Source organism: Curtobacterium sp. PhB172, from assembly GCF_003752545.1.
Classification (GTDB): domain Bacteria; phylum Actinomycetota; class Actinomycetes; order Actinomycetales; family Microbacteriaceae; genus Curtobacterium.
Window position 1 is genome coordinate 42,588 of the sequence record NZ_RKIF01000001.1, and the last position, 13,250, is coordinate 55,837.

The window sequence follows — 13,250 nt, forward strand, 5'->3', positions numbered from 1 at the left end:
TGGGTCTCCTCAGAACACCCTCACGCTACACCTGTTGTTGTGGGCAACACCTGTCGCCCAGCCTCCCGCGTTCGGTTCTTCCCAGAGCACTCGCGATGGCACGAAGGATCGGGCGTACCTGGTGGGAAGTTCCGACCAGGTACGCCCGACTTCACCAAGTGCGCGACCACGTGCGAGCGGAGCACCCGCAAAGCCTGCGTCTTCGCCGTGAGCCGGTTGCGAGAACGCGCGTTCTCCGCTTGACTCGGCTGCGACGGTCCCGCTCGGGTCCGATCCCCCACACGAAAGGAGCGGCCATGCCCACGCGCACCGCACGCACCGCCTGGAACGGCGGCCTCAACGACGGTTCCGGCCAGGTCGAACTCTCCAGCTCGAAGGTCGGCACCTACGACGTCTCGTTCCCGAAGCGCGCCGCTGACGAGGCCGGTGGCAGCACCAGCCCCGAGGAGCTCATCGCCGCCGCACACTCAGCCTGCTACGCCATGCAGTTCTCCGCCGTCCTCGGCGAGGCCGGCGGCACGGTCGAGGCCCTCGACGTCAAGGCCGACGTCTCGCTCGGCCCGGACTCCGCCGGCGGCTTCAAGCTCACCGGCATCGCCCTGACCGTGCACGGTGAGGTCACCGGCATCGACGAGGCGACCTTCCTGAAGGCCGCCGAGGACGCCAAGGCGACCTGCCCGGTCAGCAAGGCACTCACCGGCGTCGAGATCACGCTCGACGCGACGTTCGAGCAGTAGTCGGGTCGCGTCCGAGACGCGACCGACCACCTGACGGGAGGCCCGGTGCCAGCTGGCACCGGGCCTCCCGTCCGCTCTGGTCGCGTCCAGATCGCGACTGGCACCATGGTCGGATGGCCGAGCAGCACTTCCCCGGCGAACCCAAGCCGGGGCGCCCACACCGGCCGCCCCGCCCCCGACGCCGCAGCCTGGCGCAGCACGACCTGCGCGACGCACGTGCCCGACTGCGCGGCACGATCTACGAGCACGTCGAACCCGACGCCAAGGGGCGCGACCAGTACACCGCCGCCCAGATCGTCGACTTCTGCCTCGACCTGGCCGAGGTGATGCTCGCGTCCGGTGCCGACACCCGCAGCGTCGAGACCGCCGTCGTCGCGGTGTCGACGAAGTGGAACCTGGCCCCGCTCGACCTCGACTTCTCCGGCAGCTCGGTGACGATCCAGTACGCGCCGGCCGACATCCCGCCGCTCGTGAAGGTCCGGACAGTGAGTTCCGACGGCTCCGACCTCGACCGGCTCGCGCGCGCGAACCAGATCGTGGACGACCTGATCCACGACCAACGGGACATGACCTCGGGCGTGAGCGCCCTCGTGGCGGTGCTGCGGATGCCACCGCGCTGGCCCACGTGGCTCGCCGACGTCGGGCTCTCGATCCTGGGCACCTCGATCGCGATGCAGGCCGGTGGTGGGTGGCGAGCGGGCATCGGTGCCTTCGTGCTGATGTTCGGGATCATCCTGTCCGGGCGCTGGCTGACGGGTCGTGGCTACCCGCAGTTCTTCGTGTCCGGAGCGCAGGGAGCGGTCGCGTCGGTGATCGGCACCCTGGCCATCGGTGCGGGCGTCCTGCACCCGGCGGGCGCCGCCACGATGGTCGCCGCCCTGGTGGTGCTGCTCCTGCCGCACGTCTCGCTCGTGACCTGGGCCCAGGACGCGATCTCCGGCTTCCGTGCGATGGCGGTCGCTCGGGCGTTCTACATCGGCCTGGTCATCGCCGCGATCGTCGTGGGGGTGCCCGCGGGGATCGCGATGACGAAGTGGCTGCACCTCGAGGTCGACCCGTCGGGCATCGTCACCCAGGCGCTGCCGTTGTGGGCGTCACTCTCGCTCACGGTGGTGTCGGCCGGGGCGAACTGCTTCGTGCAGCAGGCCAGTGCGCGGGTGATCCCCGTCGCCGTGGTGTTCTCGGTGGCCGCGGGTGCTTCGCTGTGGGGGCTGCGGCAGCTCGGCCTGCCGCTGCTCGGCGCGACGTTCCTGGCCGCGGTGCTGCTCGGCGTGCTGTCCACCTACGCGGCCGCGCGGATGCGGACCGCGGTCGCGGCGATCGCGGTGCCGGCGTTCTGTGGAGCGCTGCTGCCCGGTGTGGCCGTGTCGAACGCACTGCTGAACTTCATGTCGGGCTCGTCGAGCGCGGCCCTCGACTTCGTGGCTGCGGTCTCCGTGGCGCTCGGGATCGGTGCCGGGCTCGTGCTCGGCGGCCTGTTCGCGACACCGGGCGCGCGCCGGGCACTCCGGCGGACCCGTCGGGTCGTCGTGCACTCGGTCCACAACGACACCACCGCGCTCCGGGTCATCCGCGACACCGGGTACGACCCCGGTGACGGATCGGTGCCCCGCGGGTCACGGTCGGCGCCGGACGGACGCTGACGGTGCGGCGCTCCGGACGGGCGCTGCCGGTCCGGGCTCAGATGTCCCAGCTGCCGTCGTCGCCGTCGCTCCACGTCGCGTGCCGGCGGGCGGCCTGCGGCTCGTAGCGCTCCATCCAGCCGCGCTCGAGTCGGGCCACCGCACGGTCGAACGCCGGCACCAGGTCGAGGTCCGAGCGGAGCAGGGCCTGCAGCTGCAGCCCCTCGTACAGCGCGATGAGCTGTTCGGCGCCGCGACGGGGCTCCATGGTGTGCGGGGCGCGGCCGACGGCGATGTCGTGCTCGAGGCCACGCCTCACCTGTGCGTAGAAGAGCTGGTAGCGCGACCGCAGGTACGTCGCCATCGGGTGCTCGGGGTTGCCCGCGACGGACAGCAGGGCGACGAGCAGGCGCATGAGCGCGGGGTCCTCGGCGTTCGACGCGACGATCGCGCGCAGGAGCTCGACGGTCGAGCCGTCGCCGACCTCGCGGGTGACCTCGTCCATCCGACCGCCGTTCCAGCGGTCGACGGCTGCGAGCACCAGGCCGTCCCAGGACGGGAAGTGCTGCTCGAGCTCCTCGACGGAGATGCCCATCCGCTCGGCGACGTGCACGGAGCGTGCTTCGTGGAACGGGACGTCACGGAGCAGGTCGACGGTGGCCCCCACGATCGTGATCCGGAGGTGCAGGGTCGCCGCCGCGGCCGCTGCGGCCTGCGTGTCGGCGCTGGTGTTCTCGAGCATCGTGCCCTCCGTCGTTCCACGGACGTCCTGTCCGAGGTCGCCCCGACCCGGGGCACGTCCATCCAAACGCAGAACGGGGGACAACAGAATCCCCGGTACGGGTGTCAGCACATGGGGGGACACGGACACCGACACCACGCCCAGCGCGTTCGCACGGATCCGTGTGACGATGCCGGGCATGACCCCGAACGACCCCACCGCACAGGGACTCGCGACGATGGCCTCGGCCGGCTTCGAGTTCGGCGGCGCCCCGGAGCAGGTCGCGCACGACGTCCGCGCGATGTGGGAGCAACTCGGCCGACCCGCGGGAGCGTTCGACGCCGCAGCCCGGGCCATCGCGGTGCTGCCGCAGCGCCCCGAGGTGCCGATCGTCGACCAGGCACGTCGCCGCGCGTTCGAGCACGCGATCGGCATCAACCCGGTCGAGGTCGAGCTCGCGGCAGCACTGTCGGCGCGGGAGCTCCTCGAACGGCTGGCGCGCGCCGTCACCTGCTGACGTCACCACGGCCCGCAGACGGGACCACCCGGACGACGGGAGGCGCGGTACCCACCGGCACCGCGCCTCCCGTCAGCCCGTCGGCCCGTCGGCCCGTCAGCCCGTCGGCGACGCGCTACGGCGTCGGCATCCCGCCGTCGACGTGCAGCGTCTCGCCCACGACGTACGACGACTCACCGCTCGCCAGGAACACGTACGCCGGCGCCAGCTCGGCCGGCTGCCCCCAGCGGCCCAGGTAGGTCTGCTCGCCCGCGGACGGCAGCGCCTCGGGCGGCTGCCCGCCGGCCGGCTGCAGCGGCGTCCAGATCGGCCCCGGTGCGACGGCGTTGACGCGGATGCCCTTCGGTGCGAGCTGCGCGGCCAGGCCCTTCGCGAGGTTGTTCACGGTGGCCTTCGTGGCCGCGTAGTGCACCAGGTGCGGCGACGGCGCGTAGGCCTGGATCGACGTCGTGTTGATGATCGTGGAGCCCGGCTGCAGGTGCGGCACGGCGGCCTTCGTGATCCGGAACGTCGCGTAGGCGTTCGTCTTGAAGGTCTCGTCGAACTCCTCGTCCGAGATGTCCTCGATCGAGGAGACGTTCTGCTGCTTGCCCGCGTTGTTCACCAGGATGTCGATCCCGCCGAGCTGCGCGACGGTGTCGGCGACGATCTGCTCGCAGACCGCGAGCGAGGTGATGTCGCCGGGCAGCGCGACGGCCTTGCGGCCGGCTGCCTCGATGAGCGCGACGATGCGGTCGGCGTCCTCCTGCTCCTCGGGCAGGTACGAGATCGCGACGTCGGCGCCCTCGCGTGCGTAGGCGATGGCGACCGCTGCGCCGATGCCGGAGTCGCCGCCGGTGACGAGGGCCTTGCGGCCCGTCAGCCGTCCGGAGCCGCGGTAGGTGTCCTCGCCGTGGTCGGCGGGGACGTTCTCCGCCATCTCGGCGTCGGTGCCGGCGCCCTCGAGGTACTGCTCGTCGGGCTTCTTGTCGGCGTACATCTTCGCCGGGTCCTGCATGGCGTATTGGTCGAGCCCTGCCTGGTCGTTCTGCTGGTCCGTCATGCCGCCGACGGTACGCAGGGGCGCACCACGGGCCGTCCAGGAGGCTGTCCCCCGGCGCGCGGTGCGGCCAGCGTCCGCCGGCCGCACCGGTCCAGGGCCGCAACTGCGTCTTCCTCGTTTGTCACGGTCCGGTGACGGCCAGGACCCGATTCGGTAACACCTGTCGTTCTGGAGGGATCGGGGTCGTACCGTCGAACGGTGACCCCTCGGACCCTGCTGGCGCTCGGCGCTGCCGTGCTCGCCTTCTCGGCCGGTGCGCTCGCGCTCGACGGCACCACCGGGCTCGGTGCCGGCGCCGCAGTGGCAGCGGAGACGTCCCACGACGCCGCTCCGCTGCACGTGTCGAACGCGAAGCTCCGGCGGGTCGACTCGATCGAGCTCGACGCCGAGTCCCTGGTGCTCCGCAACGGCGGGAAGACCGTGGTCGAGTCGTCGATGCGCGACTCCCGGTTGACCGTGAGCCTGCTCGAACGCCTGCTCGGCACCCCGTCGCGCACCCAGACCGCCGAGGGCGACGGCGGCGCGTGCTTCCCGGCCGGCACCACCTACACGTGGGGCGGTGCCATCCGCGTCGCAGCCCTGACCACCGATGCGCAGGCGGGCAACGCCGTCGAGATCCGGGTGCTGCGCGACCAGGTCCGCAGTCGGCTCGGAGCACGGATCGAGCTGACCGGTCCCGGCGGCGTGCAGGTCGGTGACGACATCGCCGACGAGATCGCGGACGCCCCGCGCTCGGAACGGGTGTCCTTCGGCTCGGACGACTTCCGCGCCTGGCAGTTGCTGCTGGGCGCCGGCTGGGGCCCCTCGGACGACGAAGCCACCTCCGGCACGAACGGCGTCTCGGCGCTGACGGACGAGACCACCGTCACGGTGCTCGGCTCCCCGATGCCCGTGCACGCGCAGCGGAGCTGCTGACTCACACGCGGATCGTCGCGATCACCGGGAAGTGATCGCTTGCGAACCACGTCTCCGGTCCCCCGTGGTCGATGACGACCCGGTCGACGCCGGCGACCCCGCGGGTCAGCACCCAGTCGATGCGCTCCCCGGTGTCCACCGGCGGCTGCCAGTCGTTGAACGTCGCGGTCCGGTCCCCCGGGTCGCCCGCGAGCAGCCAGGTGTCGTCGAACCCGGCGTCCGCGAACACCCGTGACGCGGTACCGGCGCCGGCCGGCTCGTTGCAGTCCCCGGCGACGACGACCGGACCGGTCTCCCGCGCGAGCCGTTCGACGATGAGCGCCGCACTCCTCCCACGCACCTCGTCGCCGTGCTCGCCGGCTTCGTGGTCCAGGTGCGTGGTGAGCACCGTGACCGCCGGGCCGTCGGTGTCCAGGAACACTGCGTGGTTCGCGATCCGGGGGAACAGACTGCCCCACGTGTTCGAGACCGGCTCGTCCGGGGTGTCCGACAGCCAGAACGAACCCTCGTCCGTCGGTCGGAACCGGTCGCGTCGGTAGAACACCGCCGGGTGTTCCCCAGCGGTGCCGCCCTCGCGCCCCTGCCCGACGTCCGCGTGGTCCGGCAGACCGGCGCGCAGATCGTCCAGCTGGTGCGCGAAGGCCTCCTGCACGCACACCAGGTCCGGATCGTGCCGGCGGATGACCTCGAGGAGGACGGGGAGCCGTGCCGGCCAGTCGTGCTCCGGGTCAGGGTTCTTGATGTTGTAGGTCATCAGGACGATCGAACGCGCTGCGCTGCTCACCCCTCGAACCTAGCGACCCGTGCTCCGTGGTGGCGTCAGTTGATGCAGGCGCCCTCGGTGCCGTAGTTGTGCACCGCGGTCGACTTCGGCGCCGGCTCCTTGCTCGCCTGCTCGGACGGCTTCGACCCCGAGCCGGTGTCGGCAGGCGTCGAGGCGGGCGCGCTCGGCTCGCTGGCGGCCTTCGGGGCCTTGCCGTCGGTACCGAGGACGAGCGTGACGCCGGTCACGGCACCGGTGCGGACTGCGACGGCACCAGGCACGACCGCCGCTATGGCCTTCGCCTGCGACTCCTGCCCGGCGGGGTACTGCACCTGCGTCGTCGTCGTCGTGGCGGACGAACCGGCCGGTGCGACCTGGAACCCACGACTCGTCAGGACCTGTCCGGCAGCGCCGGCCGCGCCCGTGACACCGCTGCCGTTCAGCACCGTGACGGAGGTGCTCGCCGGCTGCGCAGCCGCGGCCTTCGTGTAGGCCTCGGGTTCGCCGACCAGTCCCTGCACGAAGGCGGGCAGCCCGACGGTGTCGATCTCGACGATCGACAGCGCGGAACCGTTGACGTAGATCGTCGGCGTCCCGAGCGTCGGGATCGTGGCGGACTGGATGTTGGCCGGCCGCAGGTTGCTCATCTGCGAGGCGAGGTCGAGCAGGTTGGTGTCGGTCTGGATCGCCCCCCCGACGGCCTTCAGGATGTTGCCCATCTTGACCGGGTTGAGCAGCGTGCCCGCCGAGGTGACCTTCCGTGCCTCCTGCGACAGGAAGTACTGCTGCCGGACGTTGCGGTCGAGGTCCCCGTTCGGCAGCCCGTGGCGCTGGCGGACGAACGACAGGGCCTGCTTGGCGTCCAGCGTGGACTTGCCCGCGGGCAGGTTGACCCCGGAGTACGGATCGTTGGTGGCCTGGTTCAGGCAGACGTCGATCGGACCGAGCTCCTTGACCACCTGGTAGAAGCCGAGCAGCGAGACCCGCACGTAGTGGTCGATCTGCAGGCCGCTCAGGTTCTCGATGGTCTTGATGAGGAGCTTCGCCCCACCGGTGTCGCCGCCACCGTTGAGCGTGCCGTAGTAGAAGGCGCTGTTGAGCTTGCCCTTGCCGACGTCGGGGATGTCGACGTACGAATCGCGGGGGAACGAGATCATCGTCGCCTGCGAACCGTCTGCGCTGATGTGCAGGACGATCATCGTGTCGGTGTTCGTCGCCCCGCCGTCCGACTCGGTGCTCAGTTCGGCGAGCTGCTCGGGGGTGGCGTTGTCCGGACGGTGGTCGTCCCCGACGAGCAGGATGTTCTGCGCCTGGCCGTCGACGTCGTTCTTGTCGTCCTTCTTGCCGGTGATGGCGTTGACGATCGTGACGCCGCCGGACAGCTGGTTGTAGGCGTAGGCCGCGTACCCGCCACTCAGCAGGACCGCCATCGTGAGCACGCCCGCGATCGCCGGGAACACCACGCCCGCTCGTCGCTTCTGGCGCCCGTGGCGCGGCGTCACGGCACCGCGGCGCGCGGGTTCCGTCGTCTGCTCGGGTTCGTTGCTCACCGGGAAACCATAACCGGAGCGCGCGCAGGGGACATGGAATCCGCCTGGAAGGTCACCCCACAGCCCCTGCGACACCCCTCACGTGCAGCTCACTCGGCAGCGAGCCCCTGCTTGTTCGTCTCGCGCGCCCGGAGCACCGTCACGCCGGTGATCGCGGCGGCCGCCATCACGTAGAAGGCCGGCGCGAAGGTGTTGCCCGTCGCGCTGATCAGCCACGTGGCGAAGTACGGCGTGATGCCGCCGAAGACCGCGACGCTGATGTTGTAGGCGATGCCCATCGACCCGTAGCGGATGGCGGTCGGGAACAGTTCGGCCATCGCGGCGCTCACCGCCCCGTCGAACGCCGCCATGAACAGTCCGAGCAGCACCATCGCGGCTGCGGCGGCCCAGAAGTTGCCGGCGTCCATGAGCATGAGCGTCGGGTAGGTCAGCACCAGGAACCCCGCGCAGCCGGCGAGCATGACGGGCTTCCGACCGATCTTGTCCGACAGCAGCCCGAAGAACGGCACGAGCCCGGCGATCACCAGGAACCCGATGACGACGACGCCGTAGGACACGAGTGGCGAGTACCCGAGGTCGACCTGCAGGTACGAGGGCATGAAGGTCTGCAGGATCCAGTGGCCGACGGCCTTGAGGACGACGAACCCGACGCAGAAGAGCAGGGCCTTCCAGCCGGTCCGGAGCGAGCGGCGGAGCGGGTTCTTCGCGAGTTCCCCCTTGGCCTTGAGCGCGCGGAACTCCGGGGTGTCCTCGAGCTTCGTGCGCAGGTACAGCCCGACCAGGCCGAGCGGCACGGCGATCAGGAACAGGACACGCCAGCCCCACGACTCGAGTGCCCCGTCGCCGGCGAGCGCCGTGAACAGGAAGACCAGGCCGCCACCGACGATGAACGCCGCGAAGCCGAAGACGTCGATGAAGCTCGTCACGAAGCCGCGCCGGTTCGACGGGGCGTACTCGGCCAGGAGCGTCGTCGCCCCGGCGCCCTCGCCACCGGCGGCAAAGCCCTGCACCAGCCGCACCACGACGAGCAGGATCGGCGCGAGCATCCCGACACTCTGGTACGTCGGCAGGATGCCCATCACGGCGGTCGCGCCGCTCGTGATCAGGATGACCGTCGCCAGCGTGGTCTTCCGGCCGACCCGGTCACCGAGCGACCCCCAGAACAACCCGCCGAGCGGACGCATCACGAAGCCGGCACCGAACACGGCGAAGGCCGACAGCAGTGCGACCTGCGGGTCGCCCTGCTTGAAGAAGTACAGCGAGATGACGGTCGCCAACGTGCCGTAGAGGCCGAAGTCGAACCACTCGACGAAGTGGCCGACGCCCGCGGCGACGATCACCTTCCGCATGCCCTGGCGGCGTGCGTCGTCGCCCAGGGCCACCTGGACGTCGGGGGCGGTGGCGGCATCGACGCTGGGTTGCGTCCGGGTTCCGTCGCTCATGGGTGGGCCTCACACTTCGTTGTCGAGAATTCGTTGACGATAGCACTCGTCGGGCACGCATTGCCACACAGTGGGAAAGACGCGCCACCGAGTGATACCGTTCCGAGCATGCAATCCCGTGAACAGCACCACGACGTCGTGGTCGTCGGCGGCGGTCTCGCCGGTGTCAGCGCGGCCGTCGCCGCCGCCCGCCTCGGCTCGAGCGTCGCCCTCGTCACCAACCGCCCGGTCCTCGGCGGCAACGCCTCGAGCGAGATCCGGGTGTGGGTGGTCGGCGCGACGGCGCACGGCACGCAGCGGTTCGCCCGCGAGACCGGGATCATGGGCGAACTCTTCCTCGAGAACCAGTACCGGAACCCGCAGGGCAACGCGGTCTACTGGGACCAGGTGGTGCTCGACCTGGTCCGGGCCGAGCCGAACGTGCACCTCCACCTCAACACCGACGTCCGGACCGTGCAGACGACGGACGACGCCGGCGGCCCACCGCGCATCACCGCCGTCACGGGCTGGACCATGGGGTCGGAGATCGAGACGACGTTCACGGCACCGGTGTTCCTCGACTGCACGGGCGACGGCCTCGTCGGAGCCCTCGCCGGCGCCGAGTACCGCATCGGGCGCGAGGGCCGCGACGAACACGGCGAAGCCTGGGCACCCGAGCAGGCGGACGACGAACTGCTGGGCAGCTCGGTCTTCTTCTCGACGCACGACACCGGCCGGTACGACCGGTTCGTCCCGCCGTCGATCGCCGTCGACCTGTCCACGACGCCGATCCTGGCGAACCGGGCGATCCGGACCGGCGACAACGGCTGCAACTACTGGTGGATCGAGTGGGGCGGCGCACTCGACACCGTCGCCGAGAACGAACGCATCCGCGACGAACTCTGGAGTGTCGTCTACGGCATCTGGGACCACATCAAGAACTCGGGGGCGTTCGACGCGGACACCCTGACGCTCGACTGGGTGGGCGCGATCCCCGGCAAGCGCGAGTACCGCCGGTTCGTCGGCGACCACACCCTGACGCAGCAGGACCTGCTCGAGCAGCGCTCGTTCCCCGACACGGTGGCGTTCGGCGGTTGGTCGATCGACCTGCACCCCGTCGAGGGCGTCTACGCCGAGACCGCCGGCGCCCAGCAGCGGTACACCGACGGCACCTACGACATCCCGTTCCGGTCGCTGTACTCGGCGAACGTGTCGAACCTGCTGTTCGCCGGCCGCGACATCTCCGCGTCGCACGTGGCGTTCGGATCCACCCGGGTGATGGCCACCTGCGCAGCCCAGGGGCAGGCAGCGGGCACCGCCGCACACCTGGTCGCCCGGCACGGCACGACACCACGCTCCCTCGGCACCGAGCAGATCGCCCTGCTGCAGCAGACCCTGCTGCGCGAGGACGCACCGGTCATCGGGGTCCGCGCCGACGACCCCGCCGATCTGGCCCGCACCGCCCGGATCACCGCGAGCAGCGAGCTGACCACGATCGACACGACGCCGTTCGCGACCGCCGACCGCTTCGACCTCGACCGAGACGTCGCGGTCCTCCTGCCCGCCGACCCCGCGCTCGGCGAGTTCCGGCTCCGCACCGAGACGGACGAGGACACCGACCTCACCGTCGAGCTCTGGACCACCGGCAAGCCCCAGAACTACGCCCCGATCGACCACGTCAGCACGCACTCCGCACCCGTCGCCGCCGGACCGGGCGAAGCGGTCGTCGATCTGGACTTCCACCCGGACGCACCCTGCAACGCGGTCGTCGTGGTCCGTCGGCAGCCCGGCGTCCGCCTGGTCCTGACCGACGGACACCCCTACGGCGTGATGGCCCTGCGCGCCCGCGCCGCCGACGACGAGCAGTTCGACGACCACATCCCCGAGGAGTCCGGACAGCCCGTGACGGACTGGGAGGCGCGCGCCCTGCGCGGACACGCGTTCGCGTTCACCGCAGCCGGCGAGACGGACGCGTGGCGGGCCTCCCGGGTCAGCGACGGCCACCAGCGCCCGTTCGGCGGACCGCACATGTGGTCGTCCGGTGCGGGTGCCGGCGCAGCCGTGCTCGCGCTCGACTGGGCGGAGCCCGTCGACGTCCGCCAGGTGCGCATCGTCTGGAACGACGACGTCGACGCCGACCTCATCAACCTGCACCACCACCGCACCCCCTGGGACGCCGTGCCCACCCTCGCCCGCGACTACCGGATCGAGGCGTGCGTCGACGGGACCTGGCGGACGCTCGCCGCGGTCGACGCGAACCGGCACCGCCACCGCATCCACGACGTCGATCCGGTGCGCACGGCGGCCCTGCGGGTCGTCGTGACCGCGACGAACGGATCCCCGTTCGTCACCGCGAGCGCCGTGAAGGTCTCCTGACACGCGCCGGGACGGGCCAGAATGAGGGGATGGCGACCACCCCTCCGAACCAGAGCATCGAGCGAGCCGCAGCGGTCCTCGGTGCGCTCGGCGCGTCCGACGGCGCGGTGCGCGCCTCCGACATCGCGCGGGCGATCGGGCTGGGGACCTCGACCACGGGCCGGCTCCTGGCGACGCTCGAGTCGCTCGAGTACGTCCGACGCGACCCGGAGACCCAGGCGTACTCGGTCGGCCGGGCCGTGCTCGAGCTCGCCAGCCAGGGGCTCAACCACAACCCGGTGCACCGCGAGAGCCGCTCGGCGGCGCAGGAACTCGCGCACCGCGTCGGGCTGACTGCCAACGTCGGCGTGCAGGACGCCGCGTCGTGCATCTACCTCTGCCACTTCGAGGGGTCGCTCGCGCCGAAGTCGCACACGATGATCGGGATGCGGCAGCCGATGCACGCGTCCGCACTCGGCAAGGCGCTGATGCTCGACCTGTCGCCGGACGAACGGCGCTCGCTGCTCGGGGACGACCTGGCCCGGTACACCGACCACACGATCACCACGCACGACGCCCTGACGGCCGATCTCGCCGCCTCGGCGAAGCGCGGCTGGTGCGAGGAGAACCAGGAGCTCGCGCTCGGCCGGTTCTGCATCGCGGCACCGATCCGCAACGCCTCGGGGCGGATCGCGGCGGCGCTGTCGATCTCGGGGCGCCTGACGCAGTTGCGTGACCGCGACCTGGACTCCCTCGCCGAGGACCTCATCGAGGTCGCCGACCGCATCAGCGTCGGTCTCGGGATGATCAGCGCCGTCGCGCACTGACGCGGGCGTCGCGGCCCGTCGCCCGCCGCCCGACGGGACGGGATTCCCGCGAAAGCGACAGTCTGCCGCGGAATGTTCGCGGACATCTGTCGCTTTCGCGCCCGAGACGCGCGTGAGCGCGGGGCGCTACGCGCGCGACGGCAGCAGGTGGATGGCCTCCATCGCGAGCTCGGCCGCGATCGGGTCCTTCGCCAGGACGGCTGCCTTGAGGTTGGCGAGCTCGGGCAGGATCACCGCGGCCGGGATCAGCTCGGCGAGTTCGGGGACCCGGAGCTTGAAGGACAGCCCGTCGGTGGTCGACCGGCAGAGCTGCACGAGCGACGGGTTGCCGCAGGCGTCCGCCCACTGCGAGTAGATGTCGGCGCCGTTGCGGGCGACCTGGTCCTGCTCGTCGGCGCCGACCCGCGCGATGACGTCGTCGAGCATCTTCACGATCTTCTTGCGCTGCGGCTCGGTGAAGTTGGGCACCGCCAGGCGCACGACGCCCCCGTAGATGACGCCGAGCGTGCGGTAGGCGTCGAGGAGCTCGTCCTTCGTCGGGGCCGCCACACGGGTGTAGCGGTTCGGTGCCATCTCGATCAGGCCGGCGCGGGCGAGTTCCGCCAGTGCCTCGCGGATCGGGGTGCGGGAGACCCCGAGCCACGCGATCAGGTCGTCGTCGTTGAGCCGCTCGCCGGGCTCCAGCGTGCCGTCCATGATCGCGTCGCGGATCTTGTCCTGCACGGTGTCACGGAGGAGCTTGCGCTCGGCGGCGGGCTGCGTCGAAGGAACTGGCATGCA

The 13,250-nt window shown here is 71.1% G+C and carries 12 protein-coding genes; 6 read left to right on the plus strand and 6 right to left on the minus strand.

Going from position 1 to position 13,250, the window contains the following annotated elements; genetic code table 11:
* Positions 1-296: 296 nt before the first annotated feature.
* Positions 297-737, plus strand: coding sequence for an OsmC family protein (locus EDF42_RS00220; RefSeq protein WP_123339114.1), 441 nt, complete (start codon positions 297-299; stop codon positions 735-737).
* A 113-nt stretch (positions 738-850) separates the two neighbouring features.
* Complete coding sequence (locus EDF42_RS00225; protein ID WP_123671129.1) at positions 851-2,380, plus strand: threonine/serine exporter ThrE family protein; 1,530 nt, start codon at positions 851-853, stop codon at positions 2,378-2,380.
* Between the two features lie 37 nt (positions 2,381-2,417).
* Here EDF42_RS00225 and EDF42_RS00230 read toward each other — a convergent pair whose 3' ends face one another.
* The gene (locus EDF42_RS00230) at positions 2,418-3,101 is read right to left on the minus strand and encodes a TetR/AcrR family transcriptional regulator (RefSeq protein WP_123671130.1); all 684 of its coding nucleotides are present in this window, start codon (positions 3,099-3,101) and stop codon (positions 2,418-2,420) included.
* Between the two features lie 178 nt (positions 3,102-3,279).
* Between EDF42_RS00230 and EDF42_RS00235 the strand changes: the two genes are divergently transcribed.
* Positions 3,280-3,597 carry a hypothetical protein gene (locus EDF42_RS00235; RefSeq protein ID WP_148067575.1) on the plus strand — a complete coding sequence of 106 codons (318 nt, stop codon included), beginning with the start codon at positions 3,280-3,282 and terminating at the stop codon, positions 3,595-3,597.
* Positions 3,598-3,712: 115 nt separating this feature from the next.
* On the opposite strand, the gene EDF42_RS00240 is transcribed toward EDF42_RS00235, so the two are convergent.
* The gene (locus EDF42_RS00240) at positions 3,713-4,639 is read right to left on the minus strand and encodes an SDR family oxidoreductase (RefSeq protein ID WP_123671132.1); all 927 of its coding nucleotides are present in this window, start codon (positions 4,637-4,639) and stop codon (positions 3,713-3,715) included.
* Between the two features lie 198 nt (positions 4,640-4,837).
* On the opposite strand from EDF42_RS00240, the gene EDF42_RS00245 reads away from it, so the two are divergent.
* A complete protein-coding gene (locus EDF42_RS00245) occupies positions 4,838-5,554 on the plus strand; it encodes a hypothetical protein (protein ID WP_123671133.1) in 717 nt (238 codons plus the stop codon).
* A 1-nt stretch (position 5,555) separates the two neighbouring features.
* Here EDF42_RS00245 and EDF42_RS00250 read toward each other — a convergent pair whose 3' ends face one another.
* From EDF42_RS00250 to EDF42_RS00260, 3 genes are all read right to left on the minus strand, one after another.
* Entirely contained in the window at positions 5,556-6,338 is a 783-nt protein-coding gene (locus EDF42_RS00250) for an endonuclease/exonuclease/phosphatase family protein (protein WP_123671134.1), read from the minus strand.
* 35 nt (positions 6,339-6,373) lie between these two features.
* Positions 6,374-7,867 carry an LCP family protein gene (locus EDF42_RS00255; RefSeq protein WP_123671135.1) on the minus strand — a complete coding sequence of 498 codons (1,494 nt, stop codon included), beginning with the start codon at positions 7,865-7,867 and terminating at the stop codon, positions 6,374-6,376.
* A gap of 89 nt (positions 7,868-7,956) precedes the next feature.
* A complete protein-coding gene (locus tag EDF42_RS00260; RefSeq protein ID WP_123671136.1) occupies positions 7,957-9,309 on the minus strand; it encodes an MFS transporter in 1,353 nt (450 codons plus the stop codon).
* Between the two features lie 108 nt (positions 9,310-9,417).
* Between EDF42_RS00260 and EDF42_RS00265 the strand changes: the two genes are divergently transcribed.
* On the plus strand, positions 9,418-11,664 hold the full coding sequence (locus tag EDF42_RS00265; protein ID WP_123671137.1) for an FAD-dependent oxidoreductase: 2,247 nt from the start codon (positions 9,418-9,420) through the stop codon (positions 11,662-11,664).
* Between the two features lie 29 nt (positions 11,665-11,693).
* The gene (locus EDF42_RS00270; RefSeq protein WP_123294849.1) at positions 11,694-12,470 is read left to right on the plus strand and encodes an IclR family transcriptional regulator; all 777 of its coding nucleotides are present in this window, start codon (positions 11,694-11,696) and stop codon (positions 12,468-12,470) included.
* A gap of 126 nt (positions 12,471-12,596) precedes the next feature.
* Here EDF42_RS00270 and EDF42_RS00275 read toward each other — a convergent pair whose 3' ends face one another.
* Positions 12,597-13,247, minus strand: a complete 651-nt coding sequence (locus tag EDF42_RS00275; protein ID WP_123339124.1) for a GntR family transcriptional regulator — start codon at positions 13,245-13,247, stop codon at positions 12,597-12,599.
* Positions 13,248-13,250: the final 3 nt, after the last annotated feature.

What these genes read in the sequence shown, in the direction of transcription:
- EDF42_RS00240 (WP_123671132.1), bottom strand. Translation starts at nt 4,639, where the DNA reads ATGACGGACCAGCAGAACGACCAGGCAGGGCTCGACCAATACGCCATG.
- EDF42_RS00225 (WP_123671129.1), top strand. Translation starts at nt 851, where the DNA reads ATGGCCGAGCAGCACTTCCCCGGCGAACCCAAGCCGGGGCGCCCACAC.
- EDF42_RS00235 (WP_148067575.1), top strand. Translation starts at nt 3,280, where the DNA reads ATGACCCCGAACGACCCCACCGCACAGGGACTCGCGACGATGGCCTCG.
- EDF42_RS00275 (WP_123339124.1), bottom strand. Translation starts at nt 13,247, where the DNA reads ATGCCAGTTCCTTCGACGCAGCCCGCCGCCGAGCGCAAGCTCCTCCGT.
- EDF42_RS00265 (WP_123671137.1), top strand. Translation starts at nt 9,418, where the DNA reads ATGCAATCCCGTGAACAGCACCACGACGTCGTGGTCGTCGGCGGCGGT.
- EDF42_RS00270 (WP_123294849.1), top strand. Translation starts at nt 11,694, where the DNA reads ATGGCGACCACCCCTCCGAACCAGAGCATCGAGCGAGCCGCAGCGGTC.
- EDF42_RS00260 (WP_123671136.1), bottom strand. Translation starts at nt 9,309, where the DNA reads ATGAGCGACGGAACCCGGACGCAACCCAGCGTCGATGCCGCCACCGCC.
- EDF42_RS00230 (WP_123671130.1), bottom strand. Translation starts at nt 3,101, where the DNA reads ATGCTCGAGAACACCAGCGCCGACACGCAGGCCGCAGCGGCCGCGGCG.
- EDF42_RS00220 (WP_123339114.1), top strand. Translation starts at nt 297, where the DNA reads ATGCCCACGCGCACCGCACGCACCGCCTGGAACGGCGGCCTCAACGAC.